General features: G+C 42.4%; 23 protein-coding genes. All 23 read right to left on the bottom strand.

Annotated features, from left to right (window positions below; translation table 11 throughout):
- Nucleotides 1-2: 2 nt before the first annotated feature.
- Nucleotides 3-509 (bottom strand): QcrA and Rieske domain-containing protein, encoded by a 507-nt coding sequence (locus BQ4305_RS09765; RefSeq protein ID WP_110927624.1) that lies wholly within the window; start codon nt 507-509, stop codon nt 3-5.
- Between the two features lie 161 nt (nt 510-670).
- Nucleotides 671-1,129 (bottom strand): YpiF family protein, encoded by a 459-nt coding sequence (locus tag BQ4305_RS09760; RefSeq protein ID WP_110927623.1) that lies wholly within the window; start codon nt 1,127-1,129, stop codon nt 671-673.
- 195 nt (nt 1,130-1,324) lie between these two features.
- Entirely contained in the window at nt 1,325-1,870 is a 546-nt protein-coding gene (locus tag BQ4305_RS09755; RefSeq protein ID WP_110927622.1) for a ReoY family proteolytic degradation factor, read from the bottom strand.
- A gap of 53 nt (nt 1,871-1,923) precedes the next feature.
- The gene (locus BQ4305_RS09750; protein WP_110927621.1) at nt 1,924-3,186 is read right to left on the bottom strand and encodes a tetratricopeptide repeat protein; all 1,263 of its coding nucleotides are present in this window, start codon (nt 3,184-3,186) and stop codon (nt 1,924-1,926) included.
- A 331-nt stretch (nt 3,187-3,517) separates the two neighbouring features.
- Nucleotides 3,518-5,194: a dihydroxy-acid dehydratase gene (gene ilvD / locus BQ4305_RS09745; protein ID WP_110927620.1), complete on the bottom strand. Its 1,677-nt coding sequence runs from the start codon at nt 5,192-5,194 to the stop codon at nt 3,518-3,520.
- Nucleotides 5,195-5,444: 250 nt separating this feature from the next.
- Nucleotides 5,445-6,734: a 3-phosphoshikimate 1-carboxyvinyltransferase gene (aroA, locus tag BQ4305_RS09740; protein ID WP_110927619.1), complete on the bottom strand. Its 1,290-nt coding sequence runs from the start codon at nt 6,732-6,734 to the stop codon at nt 5,445-5,447.
- Between the two features lie 32 nt (nt 6,735-6,766).
- Nucleotides 6,767-7,870 (bottom strand): prephenate dehydrogenase, encoded by a 1,104-nt coding sequence (locus BQ4305_RS09735; RefSeq protein WP_110927618.1) that lies wholly within the window; start codon nt 7,868-7,870, stop codon nt 6,767-6,769.
- Between the two features lie 33 nt (nt 7,871-7,903).
- Nucleotides 7,904-9,025, bottom strand: coding sequence for a histidinol-phosphate transaminase (gene hisC / locus BQ4305_RS09730; RefSeq protein ID WP_110927617.1), 1,122 nt, complete (start codon nt 9,023-9,025; stop codon nt 7,904-7,906).
- A gap of 32 nt (nt 9,026-9,057) precedes the next feature.
- Complete coding sequence (aroH, locus tag BQ4305_RS09725; RefSeq protein ID WP_110927616.1) at nt 9,058-9,423, bottom strand: chorismate mutase; 366 nt, start codon at nt 9,421-9,423, stop codon at nt 9,058-9,060.
- The gene (aroB, locus tag BQ4305_RS09720) at nt 9,420-10,517 is read right to left on the bottom strand and encodes a 3-dehydroquinate synthase (protein ID WP_110927615.1); all 1,098 of its coding nucleotides are present in this window, start codon (nt 10,515-10,517) and stop codon (nt 9,420-9,422) included. The genes aroH and aroB overlap by 4 nt, the downstream gene beginning before the upstream one ends.
- 2 nt (nt 10,518-10,519) lie before the next feature.
- Nucleotides 10,520-11,692: a chorismate synthase gene (aroC, locus tag BQ4305_RS09715; RefSeq protein ID WP_110927614.1), complete on the bottom strand. Its 1,173-nt coding sequence runs from the start codon at nt 11,690-11,692 to the stop codon at nt 10,520-10,522.
- Nucleotides 11,693-12,092: 400 nt separating this feature from the next.
- Nucleotides 12,093-12,869: a CheR family methyltransferase gene (locus tag BQ4305_RS09710; protein WP_110927613.1), complete on the bottom strand. Its 777-nt coding sequence runs from the start codon at nt 12,867-12,869 to the stop codon at nt 12,093-12,095.
- Between the two features lie 177 nt (nt 12,870-13,046).
- Nucleotides 13,047-13,493, bottom strand: coding sequence for a nucleoside-diphosphate kinase (gene ndk, locus BQ4305_RS09705; protein ID WP_110927612.1), 447 nt, complete (start codon nt 13,491-13,493; stop codon nt 13,047-13,049).
- Between the two features lie 105 nt (nt 13,494-13,598).
- Nucleotides 13,599-14,561, bottom strand: coding sequence for a heptaprenyl diphosphate synthase component II (hepT, locus tag BQ4305_RS09700; RefSeq protein WP_110927611.1), 963 nt, complete (start codon nt 14,559-14,561; stop codon nt 13,599-13,601).
- A gap of 41 nt (nt 14,562-14,602) precedes the next feature.
- Nucleotides 14,603-15,310 (bottom strand): demethylmenaquinone methyltransferase, encoded by a 708-nt coding sequence (locus BQ4305_RS09695; RefSeq protein ID WP_110927610.1) that lies wholly within the window; start codon nt 15,308-15,310, stop codon nt 14,603-14,605.
- 1 nt (nt 15,311) lies between these two features.
- Entirely contained in the window at nt 15,312-16,136 is an 825-nt protein-coding gene (locus BQ4305_RS09690; RefSeq protein ID WP_110927609.1) for a heptaprenyl diphosphate synthase component 1, read from the bottom strand.
- A gap of 176 nt (nt 16,137-16,312) precedes the next feature.
- Complete coding sequence (gene mtrB / locus BQ4305_RS09685) at nt 16,313-16,564, bottom strand: trp RNA-binding attenuation protein MtrB (protein WP_110927608.1); 252 nt, start codon at nt 16,562-16,564, stop codon at nt 16,313-16,315.
- 14 nt (nt 16,565-16,578) lie between these two features.
- Complete coding sequence (folE, locus tag BQ4305_RS09680; protein WP_110927607.1) at nt 16,579-17,145, bottom strand: GTP cyclohydrolase I FolE; 567 nt, start codon at nt 17,143-17,145, stop codon at nt 16,579-16,581.
- A gap of 265 nt (nt 17,146-17,410) precedes the next feature.
- A complete protein-coding gene (locus BQ4305_RS09675) occupies nt 17,411-17,683 on the bottom strand; it encodes an HU family DNA-binding protein (protein ID WP_110927606.1) in 273 nt (90 codons plus the stop codon).
- Nucleotides 17,684-18,173: 490 nt separating this feature from the next.
- Nucleotides 18,174-19,652 carry a stage IV sporulation protein A gene (gene spoIVA, locus BQ4305_RS09670; RefSeq protein ID WP_110927605.1) on the bottom strand — a complete coding sequence of 493 codons (1,479 nt, stop codon included), beginning with the start codon at nt 19,650-19,652 and terminating at the stop codon, nt 18,174-18,176.
- Between the two features lie 226 nt (nt 19,653-19,878).
- Nucleotides 19,879-20,598, bottom strand: a complete 720-nt coding sequence (locus BQ4305_RS09665) for a hypothetical protein (RefSeq protein WP_110927604.1) — start codon at nt 20,596-20,598, stop codon at nt 19,879-19,881.
- 18 nt (nt 20,599-20,616) lie between these two features.
- A complete protein-coding gene (locus tag BQ4305_RS09660; protein ID WP_407640153.1) occupies nt 20,617-20,793 on the bottom strand; it encodes a DUF2768 domain-containing protein in 177 nt (58 codons plus the stop codon).
- 282 nt (nt 20,794-21,075) lie between these two features.
- Entirely contained in the window at nt 21,076-22,125 is a 1,050-nt protein-coding gene (locus tag BQ4305_RS09655; protein ID WP_110927602.1) for an NAD(P)H-dependent glycerol-3-phosphate dehydrogenase, read from the bottom strand.
- Nucleotides 22,126-22,140 lie beyond the last annotated feature (15 nt).

Below are 22,140 nucleotides of genomic sequence, written 5' to 3'. Positions count from 1 at the left end.
TTTTACGCCTCCTCATGCGGTTTTTTTTGACCCAAATAGAGAATTCCGTCTTTTTCCTGAGTTTCAAAAATATCAAGCGGTGAAACTGGCGGCGTCCCTGGAACATTGACCCCATCCTTCGTATATCTGCCATAATGGCACGGGCAGAAGAATTGATTCGGGTTTTGCTTGTCCGTATTCCAGTCAACTGTACAGCCTAAGTGTTTACAAATCGGTGACAGCGCCACAATCTTGCCGTCATCAGTCTTATAAACCCAGGCAGTATTTGTTTCTTCAGATTCATACCAGCCGTCAACCTGCTTGAAGGTAAAATCAACACGTTTCGGTTCTTTTGTCAGCTCATTGACCTTTACGCCGGTTGCAATAAAATCCCCCGCTCCTCCGGCCTTCATTACCGGATCGACCGCAAATCTGACCATCGGCATCAGCATCCCTGCTGCCATAAAACCGCCAACTCCAGTGAGTGTATAGTTCAGGAATTGACGTCGAGAAACGTTACGCTTACCCATGCAATTTCCCCCCTCTATCACTGCTCTTTAGTCCTGATGATACATAATTAAGCAACACTATAAAACTAAGACATTTCCATAATATCTCAATAATATGGCAAGGTCAATATAAGCAGCTCCTAAAAGGAACCAATTATAAATAATAATAACTAAAATGGAACTTAATTACTATTTTTCCACTTCATTGAAAACAATTCGGAGATTTGACGGACCTGTTCTCCAATCACTCCCTTTATTTGAAGCGCTTCCATTCCGTTTAAAGAGAACGCTGGGATCCATATCAGCTCGCCGTCGAGAGTCTCCTCCACGCCCTTCCATACGCTGTCCGCCGTCAGGTAATATACGTGTTTAATCCCCTGTTCTTCAAGTTCTTTCCTCAATAGCTTAAGCGTTTTTGACTTTCCGCTGTCCGCTTGCAAATAATGAAAAGGCGGAATCAGCAGAACCCTTCCTTTAAATTGCTTCTCCAGTTCCAGAGAAACGAAAGATATATATTCATGCACTATTCCAGACTGCCGCATCTCTGGCCCAAAAGATATCGGGAGGAGCGGAAGGAGTGCCGTATCCACATATTCCTTTGCCTGAAGATACTGATCCAGTTCTTTTGAGATCCACCTCATTTGACCGCCTCCATTCTTCCATCCACTCTATTTTTTTTACTGTCCTGCATCCATTGTAATCTATTTTCGAATCCTTTCCTATAGCTAAAAATCCAAAAACAGGAAAAAAACCTTCCCAACTAGGAAAGGTTTCATCAGCATACTGGAACAGTCTGCCATAACTGCCATTTTATATAAGTTTTCTCTAACCAAAGCTTAACGGACTTTTAATTGATTAAGTTCCTCTGTCAGCCTTTTAAATGTCTCTTCATCATGCTGATCAAGTGCTTCATCAATCAGTTTCAGCAGCCGGTCTCTTTGAAAATACATCAGGCTTTTTTCAAGAAACTGTTCAACAAGCAGCCGGTCTTTTTCATTCGCCTCCGCTGACTTTGGCATGAATGGATTATCTTCCAGCACAGCTGCATACTGATGTGAGGAGTAGGCAGATTTGAAATTAAGCTGGATATAAATGTCTTCATCCCGGTTCAGCCGGATATCATGAAAAGACTTTTCAGCATCTGTTGTCATGATGTTGGACTTATAAAACCTAAATGGAACTTCATCCACGCAATGGGTAGACATGATTAATCCCCGCGGGCAAAACTGGGCATTCTCGACAAAATGGACTTTTTTCATCAGCTGGTCATGACTCATCAGATAATTTAGAATCCATACACATTCTCTGCGTTTCAACTGATAATGATTTAGGAACCATCGGATAAAATCCTTTTTTTCGTTCACAGATACAGGGGCAGCCATTATGAATTCCCTCCTCTGTATAGATATTATTTTAAATTCAGGCTTGTTGCTTGTTAATTATTGTCGGTCAAACGCTCCAGTATCATTTCATACTCATCGTTTGCAGGATTTTGCTCGAGAAGCTTAGTAAATATTTCGATAGAGGCCGGTCGGTCTCCTTCTTCCATTAAAAAGAATCCGTAATCTTCAAGAAAATCTTGATTTTCTTTAAAAGAATTATATGCTTGCTGATAGTGATTTAATGCCTCTTCATATTGTTCCAGATTTTGCAGACTGACAGCAGACAGCCAGGCAAATTGTGGATCTTCTTCTCCATATCGTTTCATTTCAGAAATGCAATCCAGCACATCTTCATACCGTTCATGATGGAGATAGAATTTCATAAGCGTAATGCCGGCTTCCAGATAGCCCGGATCGATAGCAAGTGCCTCCCGAAAGAATTCTTCAGCCAATTCATCTTGTCCGTTTTTCAGGGCAGCTTTTCCGCCGAAGAAATAAAGCTCTTTATTAAATTCATCTGCTTTTATTCCTTCTTTGACTGTTCTTAGGGCTGCATCCAGATCTTCCAGCGCCTCATAAGAACGGGCAAGATATAGATACAGAGAATGGTATTCATAATCCATTTCCTTTAACTCTGTAAATTTCTCGATGGCCGTTTTGTGCATGCCTGCCTGATAAGCCGTAAAGGCATATTCAAATAACGTATTCATGTCAACTGATTCATTCATCGCTTTATCAAAATACGGAAGTGCTTCTTCAAACTTTCCTGAACCGCTCAATGCTTCCGCCAGGCGCAGGTTCACATTTGTTCCGCCAATTTCCTCTGTCTGTTCCAATACCTTTATGTAATGGGAAATGGCCAGCTGGTCCTTTCCTTGCTGGTAATACAGTTCTCCCAACGCAAAGTCAATAATGACTTCATCGGGCAGCAGTTCTTTGGCATGCAGCAGTTTCCGCTCACTGACTTCTCCCATCCCCTGCATTTGGTACAAATCTGCTTCAAGCAGCAAGGCACTGGGGTATAAATCATCTTCTTCACTGATATTTTCCAGCATCAGAATCGCTTCATCCTCCTGATCCATATCAATCAGGATTTCAGCCATTGAAATGATCAATTCTCCTTCCCCAGGGTAAACGGTCAGCAAATGTTCCAATAATTCCTTCGCCTCGGACAAGAATCCTAATTGCATTAATTCCTCAGCAAGCAGCAAAGTATCTTCTGCCGATTCAGAGGATTTTATTCGATTTATATGCTCCTTAGCTTCTGTTAATTCTCCTTTTTTTAAAAGCCGGATCACTTTTTCTACAGTATTCATGTTGAATCCCTTCCTATGTCTCCCGATTAGATTTTATCTCTTACTAAAACTTCAAAGAGACCATTCATTTTTCATACAGATGTTCTGTAAGACCAAGTAACAGTTTATCATATAACCCTCCCTCTTTTCCAAAAATGCATCCGAAAGCCTAGGGAAAAAGAGGTTACTTCATTTATTCTCTATCCATGGGGCAATCTCCTTTTTCCATACTAAGGATTACGTCAAATAGATTTTCCATTCTCACATTCTAAATTTTATGTATAAATATAAAACAGACCCATAAAAAGTCTCTGAAACTTTTTACGGGTCTGTTCATTAATAATAAATGCATTTAGATTTTCATAATGCCGCCAGTGCTGGCTGAAGTAACAAGCTTGGAGTAACGGGCTAAATAGCCTGTTTTGATTTTTGGCTCGAAACCTTTCCAACTGGCTTTCCGTTGCTCCCATTCTTCTTCAGAAACCTTTACATCGATTGTACGCTCTTCAATATCAATGACAATATGATCACCGTTCTGAACAAAGGCAATCGGTCCGCCTTCTGCTGCTTCCGGTGAAACATGGCCGATTGACAGACCGCGGGAGGCACCGGAAAAACGTCCGTCTGTCACAAGAGCTACTTTTGCTCCTAACCCCATTCCGACAATTTGGGAAGTCGGTGCCAGCATTTCCGGCATGCCCGGCCCGCCCTTTGGTCCCTCATATCGAATGATGACAACATGCCCTTCTTTAATCTGCCCGCCGGCAATGCCTGCTAAAGCATCCTCTTGTGAGTCAAAAACGATTGCAGGTCCTTCATGTCTGGTAATTCCGTCCTGGACCCCTCCCGTTTTGATAATGGCACCATCCGGAGCAAGGTTGCCAAATAAAACAGCAAGTCCGCCTTTCTCTGAGAAAGGCTGGTCAATCGAATGAATGACATTGCTGTCTTTCACGTCACAGCCGGCAATATTTTCACCAAGTGTTTTTCCAGTCACTGTCATGACATCAAGGTGGAGAGCTCCCTCTTTTTTGGATAATTCGTTTAATGCGGCAGATACTCCCCCTGCTTCATGTAAATCTTCAATATGAACATCAGATGCCGGCGCAAGCTTGGAAAGATGCGGCACACGCGCTGCGACTTCATTGATTCGTGAAAGCGGATAGTCTATACCTGCTTCATTTGCCAGTGCGAGTGTATGTAAAACGGTATTGGTTGAACCTCCAAGTGCCATATCAAGGGCAAATGCATTATCAATCGCTTTCTCTGTTACAATGTCACGCGGCTTTAAATCCAAGTCAATTAATTTCATCAATTGAGCAGCTGAGCGTCTGACAAATTCTTTACGCTCCGGTGCCACTGCCAAAATGGTTCCATTCCCCGGAAGAGCCAATCCAAGTGCTTCCGCCAAACAGTTCATCGAATTTGCCGTAAACATTCCAGAACACGATCCGCATGTCGGACAGCCAAATTGTTCAAGTTCCAAAAGGCCTTCTCCATCAAGATTTCCTGACTGATAAGCACCCACTCCCTCAAATACAGAAGAAAGGGAAATTTTGCGGCCATCTTTTGTCCTGCCGGCAGCCATCGGACCGCCGCTGACAAAAACTGTAGGAATATTCAAGCGCATAGCTGCCATCATCATCCCCGGTGTAATTTTGTCACAGTTTGGGATACAGACCATCCCGTCAAACCAGTGTGCCGATACAACCGTTTCTACAGAATCAGCAATAATTTCACGGCTTGGCAATGAGTAGCGCATCCCAATATGCCCCATTGCAATCCCGTCATCTACCCCTATTGTGTTCATTTCAAACGGAACGCCCCCGGCTTCACGGATTGCTTCTTTAACAATCTTTCCAAACTCTTGTAAGTGAACATGTCCCGGAACAATATCAATGTATGAATTGACAACAGCGATAAACGGCTTATTAAAATCTTCTTCCTTTACCCCGGCAGCACGAAGCAAGCTTCTATGCGGCGCCCGGTCAAATCCTTGTTTTATCATATTACTGCGTAAATCTGCCAAAATAAACCCCTCCATCTAGATCTCACTATGATGATTATAAAATTCTAACTTTTCAATATTGTAACATTATTCTAATTGTTATTGTACCTTTTAACTAAATTGTCTGAATTTATTTTTAAATTTATTAAAGGCGGGACGATCTGGCAGAATGAAAAAATAGCAAAAAAGGAAATAGCCGGTTAGTCGGATATACAATGAATTTTTAACTCTCAAAAAAAGCTTGCGGCCGAATAGGCCGCAAGCTTTTTAGTCAGTTTAACAATTGATTCACATGATCAAAGAATTGAGGATAGGATACATCGATAGCTTCTGCATGCGAGAGTTCAAGCTCTCCTTTTGAAATTAGGGCTGCAATTGCAAGCATCATGCCAATTCTATGGTCTCCATGGCTTGAAAGAAGCTCGCTCCCCGAAAGCTTGGTCTGTCCGCGGATAATCAGCCCGTCATCTGTAGGCTGAATGTCCGCTCCGAGTTTTTTCAGCTCTCCGGCAACTGTATCAATTCGATTCGTTTCTTTCACTTTCAGTTCTGCCGCATCCTTAATGACCGTTTTTCCTTCTGCCTGTGTAGCCAGAAGAGCAATAATCGGAATTTCGTCAATCAGACGCGGAATTAGTCTGCCTCCGATTGTAACACCTTTTAAACGAGAGCTGCGAATGGTTATATGCCCGGCCGGCTCACCTTGAGACTGAACATCCTCAATATGAATGTCTGCCCCCATCTCTTTCATCACCTCAATGATGCCGCTTCTTGTCGGATTCAGCCCAACATTATTCAAGATTACTTCACTTTCCGGAGTCATAGCTGCCGCTGCCATAAAGAAAGCTGCAGAAGAAATATCTCCGGGAACATGGACATTTGTTCCTTTTAACATTTGATTTCCGCTTACCGTAATTTTCTTTCCATTTCTTCGAACCGTTCCGCCAAATTGCTCTATCATCCGTTCTGTATGATCTCGAGTTGCTTCAGGTTCAATCACTGATGTTTCACCGTCTGCTTGAAGTCCCGCCAATAGAATCGCTGATTTCACTTGAGCACTGGCAACAGGCAATTCATAACTGATTGGCTTCAATGAAGCGCCCTGAACAGATAAAGGAGTAAATTCTCCGTCATTGCGTCCGCTGATTTCAGCTCCCATCTCTCTAAGCGGTTTTACCACTCTGGTCATCGGACGTTTTCCAATCGACGCATCTCCGACAAGATTTGTCTTGAATGGCTGTCCGGCTAATATCCCCATCATCAGGCGAATCGTAGTCCCTGAATTTCCTACATCCAATGTTTCGGCCGGAGCCTGAAGCCCTTTAAACCCTTTTCCGTAAACGCGCACATTTCTGCCTTCCTGCTGTATATCGACACCAAGTTTCCGAAAACAGGAGATGGTGCTTAGACAGTCTGCACCAGGAAGGAAATTGGAAATGTACGTTTCCCCTTCCGCCAATGCTCCGAACATGACGGAACGGTGTGAGATTGATTTATCACCTGGAATTGAGATGCTCCCTTTTAGAGATTGAATGTCTGTCTGAAGTTTTTTAGTATCCATGCAACCATCCTCTTTTTTAAAAAAATCAACATTTATGCAAAAATTGTTTCATAGTTTGTATGCCTTTGAATGCATTCAGAGGCTTTCATCCGGTCTATATCCGATTGAAAGCTGATTACGAGAACGCCATAAATTTCTTCACGCGTTTCGATGATGCGTATATTTGTAATACTGATTCCTTCTTCAGCCAGATAGCCTGTTATTTCCGATATAACACCCGCATAATCCGGAATATCAATATATAGATCATAAAAAGAAGGAATAGCTCCCTTTGCATGAATGGGCAGTTCATCTCTGAAAGACTTAGCTTCTGAAAAAAACTGCTGGATCCTTTCACCGTCTTCGCTGATCAAAATATCCTTAAACAGCGTCATTTCATGCTCCCATTGTTCCATGAGAGTCAGGAGAACCTCTTTATTGTGCAGGCTGATATCCCGCCACATTTCCGGACTGCTTGATGCAATTCTCGTAATATCTCTGAATCCGCCGGCAGCAAGCCTGGATACAAGCGGATAATCCTTGCTTGACTTTTCTGCCTGCTTAACGAGCCCTGCGGCCACTACATGAGGAAAATGACTGATTACGCCGGTCATTAAATCATGAGCATCTGGTTCAACAACAAGGAAGTTAGCATTCGTACCTTTTAACCATTGCTTAAGGGTGTCCACTCTTTCCTTTTGTACATTCTTGCTGGGAGTCAGTAAATAAAACGCATTTTCAAAAAGATGCAGTTTTGCTGCCCCTGCTCCGCTTTTATGGGAACCCGCCATAGGATGGCCGCCTATGAAAACGGCCGAATCCCCAAGAAGCCTTTCAGCAGCGGAGACTACGGTCTCCTTCGTGCTTCCCGTATCTGATATAATCACATCCGATTTGAGATCAATGCCGGACAATTCCTCCATAATCTTTTTCGAAGCATTCACCGGTACAGCAATCAAAATCAAATCAGCATTTGATGCGTAATCTTTAAGATCCAGGGCTGCTTCATCAATAATGCCGAGAAGCTTAGCCAATTGGAGGTTATTTCCGTCCACATCATACCCGGCTATTTCAGCAAGCGGATGAGCCTGCCGAATTGCCAAGCCAAGTGATCCCCCAATTAAGCCCAGTCCAATGATCAGTACCTTACCGTTCATGTTGCGCCCTCCTTGCCAGTCCGTACGGTTCCTTTATTTTACGAAACTATTTGGCGATTCCTGCTCTTTTTTGTGTGTTAAAAAAGTTTTGATCGCTTCTATCATCTCTTTATTTTCTTCTTCAGAACCGATCGTTACCCGCAGACTTTGAGGGAAACCAAATGATTTTCCAGACCTGGCGATATATCCCTGTTCAAGAAGATGCTGAAACACTTCATCAGCATCGTATTTAAAATGAAGGAATATGAAATTCCCCTGTGAAGGGTAGTAATCAATATTTTCAGCTTTGCAGAATTGATGGTATTGTTCCATCCCCCGGCGGTTTACCAATCGGCATTCTTCAATAAACGCCTGATCCTCCAATGCGGCAAGCGCGGCTTTCTGTGCCAGCGTATTGACATTGAACGGCTCCCTTGAAGGCTCTAATTTACTTATGACCTCTTCATCAGCAATGCCATATCCGACGCGAAGACTTGCAAGTCCATATATTTTTGAAAAAGTCCTTAGGACAATCAAGTTTTTGTATAGCTGTGGCCATTGATTGGTTCGAGGATAATCTTCAGCTGCAACATACTCACTGTATGCTTCATCCAAAACAATCAAGACATCTTCTGGCACTTGAGTAATGAAGTTTTTTAATTCTGTTTCAGGAATATACTTGCCGGTAGGGTTGTTTGGTGTACATAGCCAGACAACCGCCGTATTCTCATCCATAGCATCAAGCATGCCCTGCAAATTATGAGCGCCGTCAATATGGTCTACTTCCCTGACCTCTGCCCCTTCGAGAACCGCATTATGACGATACTGAGAGAAAGTGCCGGTAGCCATGACTGTATTTTTCCCTGGCCCAAGCAGACTGCGGGAGATAATTTGAATATTTTCATCAGAACCATTGCCGAAAATTAATTCCGTTTCCTTTACTCCCGTATGCTTTGCTACTGCACTCCTGAGAGAAGTTGCGTATCCATCTGGATAAATGGCGAATGAATCGGCTTGGTCTTTTATTACCTTCTTAACAAGCTCTGAACATCCGAAAGGATTTTCATTGGAAGCTAATTTAACAATTTTCTCCAGACCATACTGTCGTTTCACTTCATCTGTTGATTTTCCTGGCTGATAAGGCTTTAACGATAGAACTGCCTCATTCCATTTCATTCCTATCCACCCCTAATTTTGTTAAATTATTTTTAGTCATTTTGTAAATCCGGCCGCAGCCTGACCGCGTTTCCGTGATAAATATGCTGAATATCCTGCTGGCTTTTTTCTGTATTTACGTGCACCATCACCCGAATGCAAGATTTCAATGCACCTGCCACTGGTATTTCTTTCATGCACATAACCGGTACATATGTCCAGCCATCTATATTTCTAAGCGCCTTAGCCGGAAAGGCAGCCTGAATATCTTCGGTTGTGGAGAAAAAAACGGAAGCAACCATATCCGCTTCTATTCCATTGCTTTCAATCAAGTCTTGCATCAGCGCTTCTGCTGCCTGAATAATTTCTGCTTCCGTATCTGCAGTGACTGTGGTAGCTCCTCTTATTCCCCTGATCATCTCTCCGCCTCCTCTGAATGAAATAAGCAGCTGTCCATTTCTTCCAGTAATGTAACATCCGGTATATCGGACAGAAGCGGTGCGCCCACCTCTTTAAGAAGGACGAATGTCACTTGATCTCCTGTGCTTTTTTTATCGGATTTCATTTTTCCCAGAAGGTCCTTATGCGAAAGTCCTGCAGGTATCTTGGTACTGTATCCCAGCTTCTCGGCCCATCGGGTAAATTCCTGTGAATCAAATTGGAACTCTTCTTCTTTGCAGCTCAGAGACAAAGCGTAAATCATACCGATCAGCACAGCCTCGCCATGAGTGAAATTCCCATATCCCATTGCCGCTTCAATCGCATGGCCAAGCGTATGGCCAAAATTCAAATAAGCCCGGATGCCGCTCTCTTTTTCGTCATGTTTTACGATATTTGACTTGATTTGAATCCCCTTTTTTATCATCGTAAAGTATTGTTCTTCTGAAATACTGGCCAAATCAGTAATTTCCTGTTTCAACCACAAATAGAAAGCTGGGTCTGAAATCAAAGAATGCTTAATGACTTCAGCAAACCCTGACCGAATTTCGCGGACCGGAAGTGTATTTAGGAAAGACAGATCATAGAATACGGCTTCCGGCTGATGGAAAGCGCCAATCATATTCTTACCAAGCGGATGATTGACAGCTACCTTCCCTCCGACAGCACTATCGTGAGCCAGCAGGGTTGTCGGTACTTGGATAAAGGGAATGCCCCGCATAAATGTAGCTGCGACAAATCCTGCTAGATCTCCAACCGCGCCGCCTCCTAAGGCCACGATGGCTGACTTTCTGTTCAGGCTTTGGGAGAGACAGAAGCTTTGGCATTCATAATAGACATCAAAGGTTTTAGCTGACTCTCCCTCAGGCACGATATAATCAAGCACTGGTTTTCCTGATCCGCGAAGAATATCCTTTACTGCCTCAAGATGAAGCGTAGCTACCTTTTCATCTGTAATAATTAAAATTTTAGAAATGGATTGTTCCTGCAAAAACGGAGCCAAACCCGCTGCGGCTCCCTTTCCTATATGGACCGGATATTTTTTGGAAGCTGTTTCTACCCAAAGTGTTTCCATTTTTAAAACTCCTTTATTTCCTTGCGATATTCCTCTATGTAATCTTTGAGCTGGTCGAAGCGGTCTGATGGGAATTGCTCGACAATCGCTGCTGCCAGCTCCCAGGCAACTACGGCCTCAGCTACAACCGCTGCTGCCGGCACAGCACAGCTGTCAGAACGCTCAACACTGGCCTCGAATACTTCTTTCGTATCTATATCCACACTCTTTAAAGGTTTATAAAGCGTAGGGATTGGCTTCATGACACCGCGTACTACGATTGGCATTCCAGTCGTCATGCCTCCCTCAAATCCACCGAGACGGTTTGTTTTCCTGTAGTAGCCTTCTTCCTCATTCCAGGCAATTTCATCATGGACTTCACTTCCAAAACGATGGGCTGCTTCAAAACCAATCCCGATTTCTGCTCCTTTGAATGCATTGATACTCACAATGGCCGCAGCCAGTTTGGCGTCAAGCTTCCGGTCATAGTGTACATAACTTCCAACGCCCGCAGGCATTCCTTCCACGATAACCTCAACAATTCCTCCGATGGAATCTCCTTTTTTCTTTGCATCATCAATTGCATCCATCATTTGCTGTTCGACCTTGCTGTCAAAGCATCTGACAGGAGATTCCTCTGTCACCTGCTGCAATTGTTCAATCGTTTCATAAGACTTGGGTTCCGCCTTAATACCGCCAATTTCCAATACATGTGAGGCCACCTTAATTCCAAGCTGATCCAATAAGCTTTTAGCAAGTGCCCCCGCGGCCACTCTTACGGTCGTCTCCCTTGCTGAAGAACGTTCCAGGACATTTCTTAAATCTCGGTGCCCATATTTAATTCCGCCATTTAAGTCTGCATGACCGGGACGCGGGCGCGTAATTTTGCGCTTGATCTGCTCGGATTCTTCCTCGGAAATGGCATCACTGCCCATAATTTTAGTCCAATGTTTCCAATCGTCATTTTCTACAACCAATGCAATGGGTGACCCCAGCGTATATCCATGCCGAATGCCGGAGGCGATAAACGCCTGATCTTTTTCAATCTGCATTCTCCGGCCGCGTCCATGTCCTTTTTGACGGCGCGCCAATTGCTCATTAATGTCCTGATTGGAAATGGGCAATCCTGCCGGCATTCCTTCTATAATAGTGGTAAGCTGCGGTCCGTGTGACTCACCAGCCGTTAAATATCTCATTATATGTATGCCCCCTTTTAGCACTTTAAAGGATTTATGTATCAATATACCACAATTTTATGAAAAGTGGGATATGTAAAATTTTTTCCCTGTCTTTTCAGCTCGATTTCCCTCTTATTTTACAACTTTTTTACCTTTTACAACATGATTTATTCTGCCCTATTTTTGATTACCTTTGTTAAAAACGTTTCTGCTCATCTAAGGGAACACCCTTTAGAAACGTTCCATGCAATCTAAGGTAATTATCAATTCGAGACTGATCTGTTTTATAGAGGTATGAAGAGAATAAATTTGTAAAAAACAGGAAGAGAAGAACAGGGCTCAGCAGAAAACCCAAAAATCTATGAGGTACATAAAAAAACAGGTGAAAGATAAACATCCTTCGCCTGTTTTTTACATTTCATGATTGCTTTTTATAGAAAAACGTTTCGACTGCGCCCAACTCATATTGTGCAGGGCTGAAGATCTGTTCTGTGCTTCCGACAAAAAAGATGCCTCCTTCCCTCAGCGAACGGCTGAATTTCAGATACAGTTCATGTTTTGCCTCTTCAGTAAAATAAATGAGAACATTTCTGCAAATAATCAGGTCAAAATCATTCTCAAATCGATCTGCTAATAGATTATGTTTTTTGAAGGTAACCGCTTTTTTAATCTCATCAGCTACTATGTAATGATCCCCTTCTCGTACAAAATACTTTTGTTTTATTTCTTGAGGAACTTCATTCAAAGAACGGGCGGAATAGCTTGCCATTTTAGCTCTTGCCAGCGCGTTGCTGTCAATATCCGTAGCCAGAATATCAAACTTTCCTATCGGGAGATGCCTGGAAAGGACCATCGCTGCCGTGTAAGGCTCCTCGCCGGTTGAACAGGCAGCGCTCCAAATTTTCAACTTCTTGCCTGAAGCCAGAAGCTGCGGAAAGATCATCTCATCCAGGATCTGCCATCTTTTTGCGTTCCGGTAAAATTCAGAAACATTGATCGTCATCCGGTCCAAAAATTCATTTAACAAATCCGTATTTTTCTGCAGTTCCTCGTAAAAAGCGCCAAACGAACGATAGCCTTTTTTTTCATAAAGCGAGGTCAGCCTTCGTTTCATTTGATTCTCTTTATATAAAGCTAAATCGATGCCTGTCGATCTCTTAATATTTCGGACAAACTCCTCATAATCCTGCTGCATACTTACCGACTCCTATACTCTTTTACCCTATATATCGGTTCATTTCGGAAACATTTCCAGTAAGTAAACAAAAGAACTACAAAATACTGTCTGTTTCCCAAAAAACAGGCAAATAAAAAAGGCAGAGGATATTCTCCGCCTTTTCTCATTCCACGGGCTATAACCCCCATCAAATGATTAATAAACCCATTCATTCATAAGCTTAGAGTATTCAACTAATTCTTCTTCTTTGAAGAACAAACCGATTTCACGTGCAGCACTCTCAGGAGAATCAGAACCGTGAATGATGTTTTTTCCTACTGTTACTGCAAAGTCTCCGCGGATTGTGGCAGCAGCCGCATCTTTAGGGTTCGTAGCACCCATCATTTGACGCGCAGTTGCGATGACATTTTCGCCTTCCCAAACCATTGCGAAAACAGGGCCTGAAGTGATAAATTCTACCAATTCACCGAAGAAAGGGCGTTCTTTATGTTCACCATAATGCTGTTCAGCAAGCTCTTGAGAAATTTGCATTAACTTCGCACCTGCAAGGTGGAAACCTTTTTTTTCAAAACGTGATACGATTTCACCGATCAAGCTGCGCTGTACGCCATCAGGCTTAACCATTAAAAATGTTCTTTCCATTTCAGTCACTCCTACTATGTATCAAAATCTGCCTAAAAAGGCAGTCCTTTTTAAATCTTATCATCATATGACCGATTTCGCAACTCAGGTTCCAGATTTCTAGCCTTAAAACTTTCTTTTGCCGATGTTCTTCGCAATTTGACCAAGTGTTCTCCTTGCCTTATTCGATGGCAGGTTGTCCAGAACAGCAAAGGCTTTTGCCAAGTATTGATCGCTTATATCGGCTGCCTCCTCGATTGCTCCCGAAGCCTTAATCGCATCAATAATTACAGCCATTCTTTCCTTTGAAGTTTCTTCATCGATTTCTGTAATCAACTTCTTCAATTCTTCATTTCTCATAGCTATCAAAACAGGCAGCGTGATATTCCCCTGCAATAAATCGCTGCCTGCAGGTTTGCCAAGCACTTCTTCAGAGGCCGTGAAATCCAGAATGTCATCCGTGATTTGGAAGGACATTCCTACATAATAGCCGAATTTAAATAAATTCCGGTGAACTTCCTCTTCGACCCCGGCTGAAATGGCTCCGAGCTGACAGCTGGAAGCAATCAGCAGTGCTGTCTTCCTTTTAATCCTTCTGAAGTACACTCGTAAATTTTGATCAAAATTAAATTTATCCTTAATTTGCTCAATTTCTCCGAGGCATAGTTCTACCATGGTATCAGCGAGAATCTGATGGGCAAGCGGGTTTTCAACTGCCGACATAATTTCGAGCGCACGGGCAAAAATGTAGTCGCCGGTATACATCGCAACTCGATTATCCCACTTTGCTTTTATCGTTGCCGCTCCCCTGCGTAGATCCGCTTCGTCCACCACATCATCATGAATAAGCGATGCCGTATGGATCAGCTCCAAAGTAGCGGCAACATGTTTCACGATATGTATATTATAATCTCCAAACTTAGCAGCCAATAAAACCAGAATCGGGCGAATTCTTTTGCCGCCTGATTGAAGCAGATGCAGGGAAGCTTCCGTTAAAACAGGGGAATCCGCTTCAATGGCAGCTTCAAGTTCTTTTTCTATTAATTGTAAATCAGTATTCAAAAATGAATACATCATTCTATATTTCATACAAATTCACCCAAGCCTTCGTCAATTGCTTTTTTATCTACTTATTTCACATAGCCGAAATGGGCCGCTGCTACTCCGCCAGTCAGCGCTTTATAGCTTACATCCACAAAGCCTGCCTCTTTAAATTTCCGTTCAAGCTCCTTCATTCCAGGGAAATCACGTGCTGATTCCTGCAGCCAGGAATATTCTTGGAAGCTTTTCGCGAGAATTTTCCCAAAAACCGGCATAATAAAACGGAAATACAGATTGAATGCCTGCTTAAATCCAATCATGGTCGGATGGGAAGTATCTATACATGCGACCATCCCGCCCGGCTTGGTGACCCTGTACATTTCCTTCAAAACCTGCATGTAATCCGGAACGTTCCGTAAACCATAACCAATTGTTACATAATCAAAGCTATTATCTTCAAACGGAAGCTCCATCGCATTTCCATGGATAAGAGTAACCTGATCATCCAGGTTAAGCTCCTTCACCTTTTTTTTGCCGATTTTCAGCATGTTTTCGCTGAAATCCAGTCCGACAACTTTGCCTGACTCCCCGACAGCCTTTGCCAGGTCAATAGTCCAATCTGCCGTGCCGCAGCATAAATCCAGCGCCTTTGATCCTTCTTGGACATTCAATTTTTTCATTGCCAGCTTCCGCCATTTAATATGCTGCCTGAAGCTGATCACTGAATTCATTTTGTCATAATCGCCATAGATCTTTTCAAAAACCTGATGTACCTTTTGTTCCTTTGACTGCTCCATGTTAACCCTCTCTTACATAAGAATTCGACTTAGCTTCTGTTTGCTGTAAAAGCTCCGCTGCTCTTTGATATAATGCCGAATCTATGGATAATATTCCGCCCATGGACTTCTTTAGTGCTTCCCTTGACAGCTCCACACATTCATCCATTCGATCTTCCGCCATTTTTCTCAAGCCGGCAAAATCTTTTTCCGTTCCTTGGCCTGCAGTAAATACGCGTAAAATGGCAGAGTAGAAAGATGAGCTGCCCGTTTCTATATAGTGACGTTTTTCAGCATGCAATCGCTTTAAAAGCAAGAAGTCTTCCGCCGTCTCCTGCCAATCGGGCTTTTTATAAAACAAAGCCAAATGACAAATTAAAGAAGATTCAATTCTTTTTAAGCTTTGGAGAATAGACGGGATATCGTCTAAGGCAACTTGGTAAAGCATGATTTTATTATCATTAATTTCTTTAATTGCACCGGAAAGCAACCGTATTAGGGAGGAATCCCCCGCCCCTGCAAGCACTTTATAATACAGTCCGCTGTAATAGTCACCGGCAAGAACAGTAAGCTGACGATTTTTCAATTTTTCGGCTTTATCGGCTGTCTCGTCGGAATTCGTTACTTTTTCATGGGTATCAAGAGCGATTTGCACTAACATAGTAGAAAGTATGGTGCGGTTCCGTAGTTCTTCGGATACTTCCAAATCATGATATAATCCCCACAGCAATAAAAGCTTATCATCGTCCACTTCAGGGCATGCCAAGTATTTTAAGACATATGGATGATCAGCCTTCAATTCGATTAATTGCTTCATTTCCAATATGTTATTGATCTTCTTCTTCAAATGAAATCACCCTTGCATCCCCAAAAGTATTTAATATTCGTTCTACCGTACTTATATAAAACACGATTATTATACCATAAAAACAATAGCAAGAAAGCGCAAAGTAAGAAGGAATTCTTTCTCATTCATCCTTCCTGTACAAAAACATATCAGGCACCGCGCTTTTTGCCTATCTTCTATTTTTGTTCGTGTCCGCTCTTCTTTGAATGGCTCTCTACTTCTCCATAAGGAGTATAAATTTTCGCGTGTCCCCGCACTTTAATAGCTGACGTGTGCTCTGTAAATTGGGCAATCATTACTTCTCCCGCATCTAACTTTTCAGAATGATGGAATTTTGTATCCGTCCCCCTGGTTAAACCAATTACATTTACACTGTCTTCTACTGCTTTGATCACCACAAAATCCGTAGATATTTTTTTGTCGTCCATTTCGCCCCTCCTCATCAGTCCTTTATGAATGCAAGCACTTCAGCTCTTGTGCGATGATCTTTGGCAAAGTTCCCCCTAACCGCTGAGGTCACTGTTTTCGATCCAGGTTTCTTTACTCCGCGCATTGTCATACACATATGCTCAGCTTCAACAATTACCATTACACCATGAGGCTTCAGCTGCTCCATTATGGCATCTGCCACTGTAGAAGTAATCCTTTCCTGAAGCTGCGGACGTTTTGAGACAGCTTCCACTGCCCTTGCCAGTTTGCTTAATCCTGTAACCCGGCCCTCTTTCGGAATATAAGCAACATGTGCCTTGCCGTAAAAAGGTACCAGATGATGTTCACAAACCGAATAAAACGGGATATCTTTGACAAGAACCATCTCTTCGTGATCTTCTCCAAAAATCGTTTCAAAATATTGCTTCGGATCCTGATGAAGACCGGAAAAGATTTCTTCATACATTCGCGCCACACGTTTAGGCGTATCAAGAAGACCTTCCCGCTCTGGGTCTTCCCCTACAGCTTCCAATATCATTTGGACGGCCCTTTCAATTTTTTCATGGTCTATATTGGCCATTTTCTCTGCTCCTCCTGCAAAACCCAATTCACTTTGCTGCATAATTTAAAATCAGAAGGCTCATCACTTATGAATAGCCCTCGATCTATTAAACCGATCATAACGAACGGATCTTTATATCTTAATCTCTCCCTTTGTCTGCTGACACAATGAGAAAAGATTACACCGTCTCTTATATTATCACAAAAAGAAATTAAGAAGCAAAAAAAGGAACTGCGTAAGCACGCAGTTCCTTATACGGTGAAAACCCGTATGTATTTGATGATTATTTTACTGCATCTTTCAATGCTTTACCAGGTTTGAATGCTGGTACCTTGCTTGCAGCGATTTCAATCTCATCGCCAGTTTGCGGGTTACGACCTTTACGAGCCGCACGTTCACGAACTTCGAAGTTACCAAAACCGATAAGTTGTACTTTATCTCCGTTTTTTAGAGCTTCTAAGATTGTATCAAAAACAGCATCAACAGCTTTTGTAGCATCTTTCTTAGAAATTTCAGTTGAAGCAACAACTTCATTAATTAATTCTGTCTTGTTCATGCCATTCACCTCCTCCCAAAAAGGATCTTATAAAAAATCATTATTACCTATCTGTATAATAGTGATTTAATATCATTTCCGGATAAATCTTTATCCCTAGAAAACAGTTTCATGTGCAACTTTTAGTTTTCCGAGAATGTACTCGAAAAATCCAAAGCAGGTTAAAATGGCTTTATCACGCGTTTTCTGTATGTAGAGTATCACATATCATCGCGGCTTAGCAAGGGATTTAAAAAAATAAAGGGAATCTTTTCTTGAGAAAATACATATATTATAAATTTATCCATTAGTAAGTCATTTTTCCCTTTATTCAGAAATATAAACCATCTGTTTTCAAAAAAAACCTTATACAGCAAGGTTTTCTGCGTGTTAGCACAGATTAAGCATCTTTTTAATTCTCTGCCCTGCCATCTGCCAAATACATCCTATTGAATCCCCCCTAAATGAATACAAAAAAAAGGCCAAACCGGCTCGGAATGGCCTCACTGTGTTATAGAATAATCGCAATCAAACCACCCGATCCTTCATTAATAATCCTTTCGAGGGTTTCTTTCAATTTATACCTGGCATTTTCGGGCATCATCGCCAATTTCACTTGAATCCCTTCGCGTACATATGAGCTAAGGCTCCGTCCAAAAATGTCAGAGTTCCAGATAGAAAGCGGGTTATCTTCAAAGTCCTGCATCAAGTAACGAACTAGTTCCTCACTCTGTTTTTCCGTACCGATAATTGGCGCAAATTCAGATTCCACATCGACCTTAATCATATGAATGGAAGGAGCCACTGCTTTAAGCCGCACTCCAAAACGTGCTCCCTGCCTGATGATTTCCGGTTCATCCAGGCTCATATCATTCAAGGAAGGCGCAGCCACTCCATATCCAGTCTGTTTAACCATCCGGAGAGCATCAGCCACTTGATCATACTCTGTCTTGGCATGCGCGAAATCCTGCATCAATGAAAGTAAATGATCTTTCCCCCTTATTTCCACTCCAACAATTTCTTTCAGTATTTCATCATACAATTCATCTGGGGCATATAAATCGATTTCAGCTACACCCTGCCCCATTTCAATCCCCGCCAGTGCTGCATGGTCAATGAATTCATATTCATTGAAGTTTCCGACCACTCGGTCTACGTCCCGGAGCCGCTTGATATCTTTTACCGTCTCCTTCACCGCTTCCTGATAACTTTCTCTAAGCCAGTGATTTTCCTTTAATACCATAACCCAGCTCGGAAGGTTTACATTAACTTCCAAAACCGGAAATTCATATAATGCTTCACGCAGCACGCTCATTACATCAGACTCGCGCATTCCTTCCACGCTCATTGCCAATACCGGAATATCATATTTTTCCTGCAGGCTCTCTTTTAATATCGCTGTATCTGGATGATGCGGCTGAACGGAGTTAATGATCATAATAAAAGGCTTTCCGACTTCCTTCAGTTCCTCGATAACCCGTTCCTCGGCTTCAATGTAATCCGCCCTGGAAAGCTCTCCGATCGTACCATCCGTTGTGACGACCACTCCTAATGTAGAATGGTCCTGGATTACTTTCCGTGTGCCAATTTCGGCTGCTTCATGGAACGGAATCGGCTCTTCGTACCAAGGGGTATGAATCATCCTAGGTCCATTTTCATCTTCATAGCCTTTGGCTCCCGGTACCGTATAGCCCACGCAATCTACGAGCCTTATATTCACATCCAGCCCTTCCGCCACATGCAGGGATGCAGCCTGGTTCGGAACAAACTTCGGTTCAGTTGTCATGATGGTTTTTCCGGCTGCACTCTGCGGCAGCTCATCCTGTGCTCTTGCCCTGTCAGCCTCTGTTGCAATATTGGGAATAACAACAAGTTCCATGAACTTTTTAATGAAGGTGGATTTACCAGTCCTCACTGCTCCGACGACTCCTAAATAGATGTCGCCCCCGGTACGCTCTGCTATGTCTTTAAAAATATCTACCTTTTCCAAGGTTACCCCTCCCGAATGACAATTTTGGGATCTTATTCATTGCAAAATTTATTGGCACAGTACATACTATGATGTTGTCCTAAAAAATTATTCCGATCATTTTTAGGTTCGATCCCTTCCTTCAAAAAAATGTATATATAAGGGTTGTTATGTTTGGAATGAGAGAAAACAAGAAATAAAAAATAACCCTTCCCCTACAATATATTTCGCAGGAGAAGAGTTATGACTATTCAGAAAGAAATATTGGCTTTCCATCTTTCCCAACTGTGTACGGCAAGGAAAATGCAGGTACAAAATCGGATTGCTCAACAAGGAGATTGCGAATGTCTTCGCCCGGTTTCACTTTCTTTTTGTTCTTTTTTAGAGCATCATATAAATCAGGGGTGTAATCCACAAATATTTCCCCCTGGCCATCTATTACAAATGAAAGTTCCTGATTGGAAAAAGGGCTCTTGACTGTCGGAGGCTGCTTCAATCCCATTTTTTCATAATCAATCGTATATACATTGTCTGCCAGTATTTCTTTAAAAGGCGGATATTTATTTTTTTCCTGATAGACCTGCAGTCTTAATTGGAAATCCTGGATTTGCTGAGCCATCCTTACATCAAGCAGTTTGACCGTCGGTTTTTCTTCAGCCCCCACGAGAACATACTGAAATATTCCGCCCGACTGAAAGGCATTTTGAGGAGGTTCCGCTATATACCTGGGCGAAATCCTCGAAAATTTGATCACATATTTTTGATAAATCGGTGTATTGTTGTCTTTTGTTTCAATCGGCAAAATACCTCCCTCATCTTTACGGAACTGGTCTACAGCATTTTGTACCGAATGAATCTGCTCTTCGTACGGGAGCTGATTCTCCATTTGCTTTTCCTTTGGATACATACATCCCCCTTGCAGGGAACAAATCAACACTATTATGAATATTGAATAAATTCTCTTCATTACTTACCGCCTCGTTTATTAATTGGTCGGTCCGCTTATAACCACAATAAAAATGATCAAACCTGCAGCTATCATCAGTAAATATGCTATAACGGCTGTCACAGCCTTCCATATCCCTTTCAGTTTATATCGGCTTATGTATATAGAGAAAATCGAAATAAACATGAAGGCCATTGCTATAAATGAAATCCACATTTTTTGAAGGGCAGGGGTCAATTATATCACTCCTTTTTCCAAAAATATTATAACATACCTTTTTATGTAAAGGGGATTTCTTCTGAAAGAGCTTTCAAAAAATAAAGAAGGAAAAGCATAAAAAAAAGCAGAAGAAAAAACTTCTTCTGCCTTCAACGTGACTAAATTCCCCATACCGAGGTCAAATTACTAGTTTACTTTCGTAGCCATTGTATGCACACTTCTATTGTTAGGCATCCTCGAATGCCTAATTATTATTTTTTTTCATACATACAGGGCTCATCAATTGTCCCTTGCATCCATAATGTTGAAAAGTTCTTCCATTTCACTTGTCTTCATTCTGGTCATCAACTGATCTACGGCCTGTTTGACCTCTTGGCCATTGAACAGTACATCATATAATGATTCTGCAATAGGCATGTTTACTTCATATTTTTTGGCCAGCTGATACGCTGCTTTGGTCGTCCTGACACCCTCGACAACCATCCCCATATTATCAAGAACCTCATCCAGATTCTTCCCTTTGCCGAGCATATTCCCCGCTCTCCAATTTCGGGAATGCACGCTTGTGCATGTAACAATTAAATCTCCTATGCCGGTTAAGCCGGAGAAAGTAAGCGGATCTGCGCCCATAGCCGTTCCAAGGCGGGAAATTTCGGCAAGCCCGCGTGTAATAAGCGCTGCTTTGGCGTTATCCCCATATCCCAGTCCGTCTGTGATACCAGCAGCAAGAGCAATGATATTTTTCAATGCTCCCCCGATTTCCACCCCGATTATATCTGGATTCGTATAGACACGGAAATGATGATTAATGAATAAATCCTGCACCCGTTCTGCCTCTTCCATATCTTTAGAGGAAACAGACACCGTTGTAGGATGGCGAAGGCTCACTTCCTCGGCATGGCTTGGCCCTGAAAGGACCACAACAGCTTTAAGCCAAGCCGGAGAGGCTACCTCTTCAATCATTTCAGAGATACGCATCAGGGAATCCGGCTCAATCCCTTTGCTGACATGGACGATTGTAAGCGGCTGTTTTGCCGCTTTCCCAATCTGGTCAAGAACTTCACGAATTGCTTTTGTCGGCACAGCCAAAATAATTGTCTGGATACCGGCCATTGCCTCTGCAAGGGAAGTATAGCCTATAATGTTTTCAGGCAGTTTAATATCCGGCAAATATTGATTATTTGTATGATATTGATTGATCTCATCGATTTGGCTGCTTTTATGCCCCCACAACCGAACATCATGCTCATTGTCGGCCAGTACCATAGCAAGCGCGGTACCCCAGCTTCCTGCTCCAATAACTGCAATTGTTTCTTTTCTATTTACCATGGTTACATCGCCCTT

The sequence above is a fragment of the Bacillus massiliglaciei genome, assembly GCF_900098925.1.
Classification (GTDB): domain Bacteria; phylum Bacillota; class Bacilli; order Bacillales; family DSM-1321; genus Peribacillus; species Peribacillus massiliglaciei.
The sequence above is the reverse complement of the archived record's forward strand: the minus strand, read 5'-3'. Positions and strand labels throughout refer to the sequence as shown.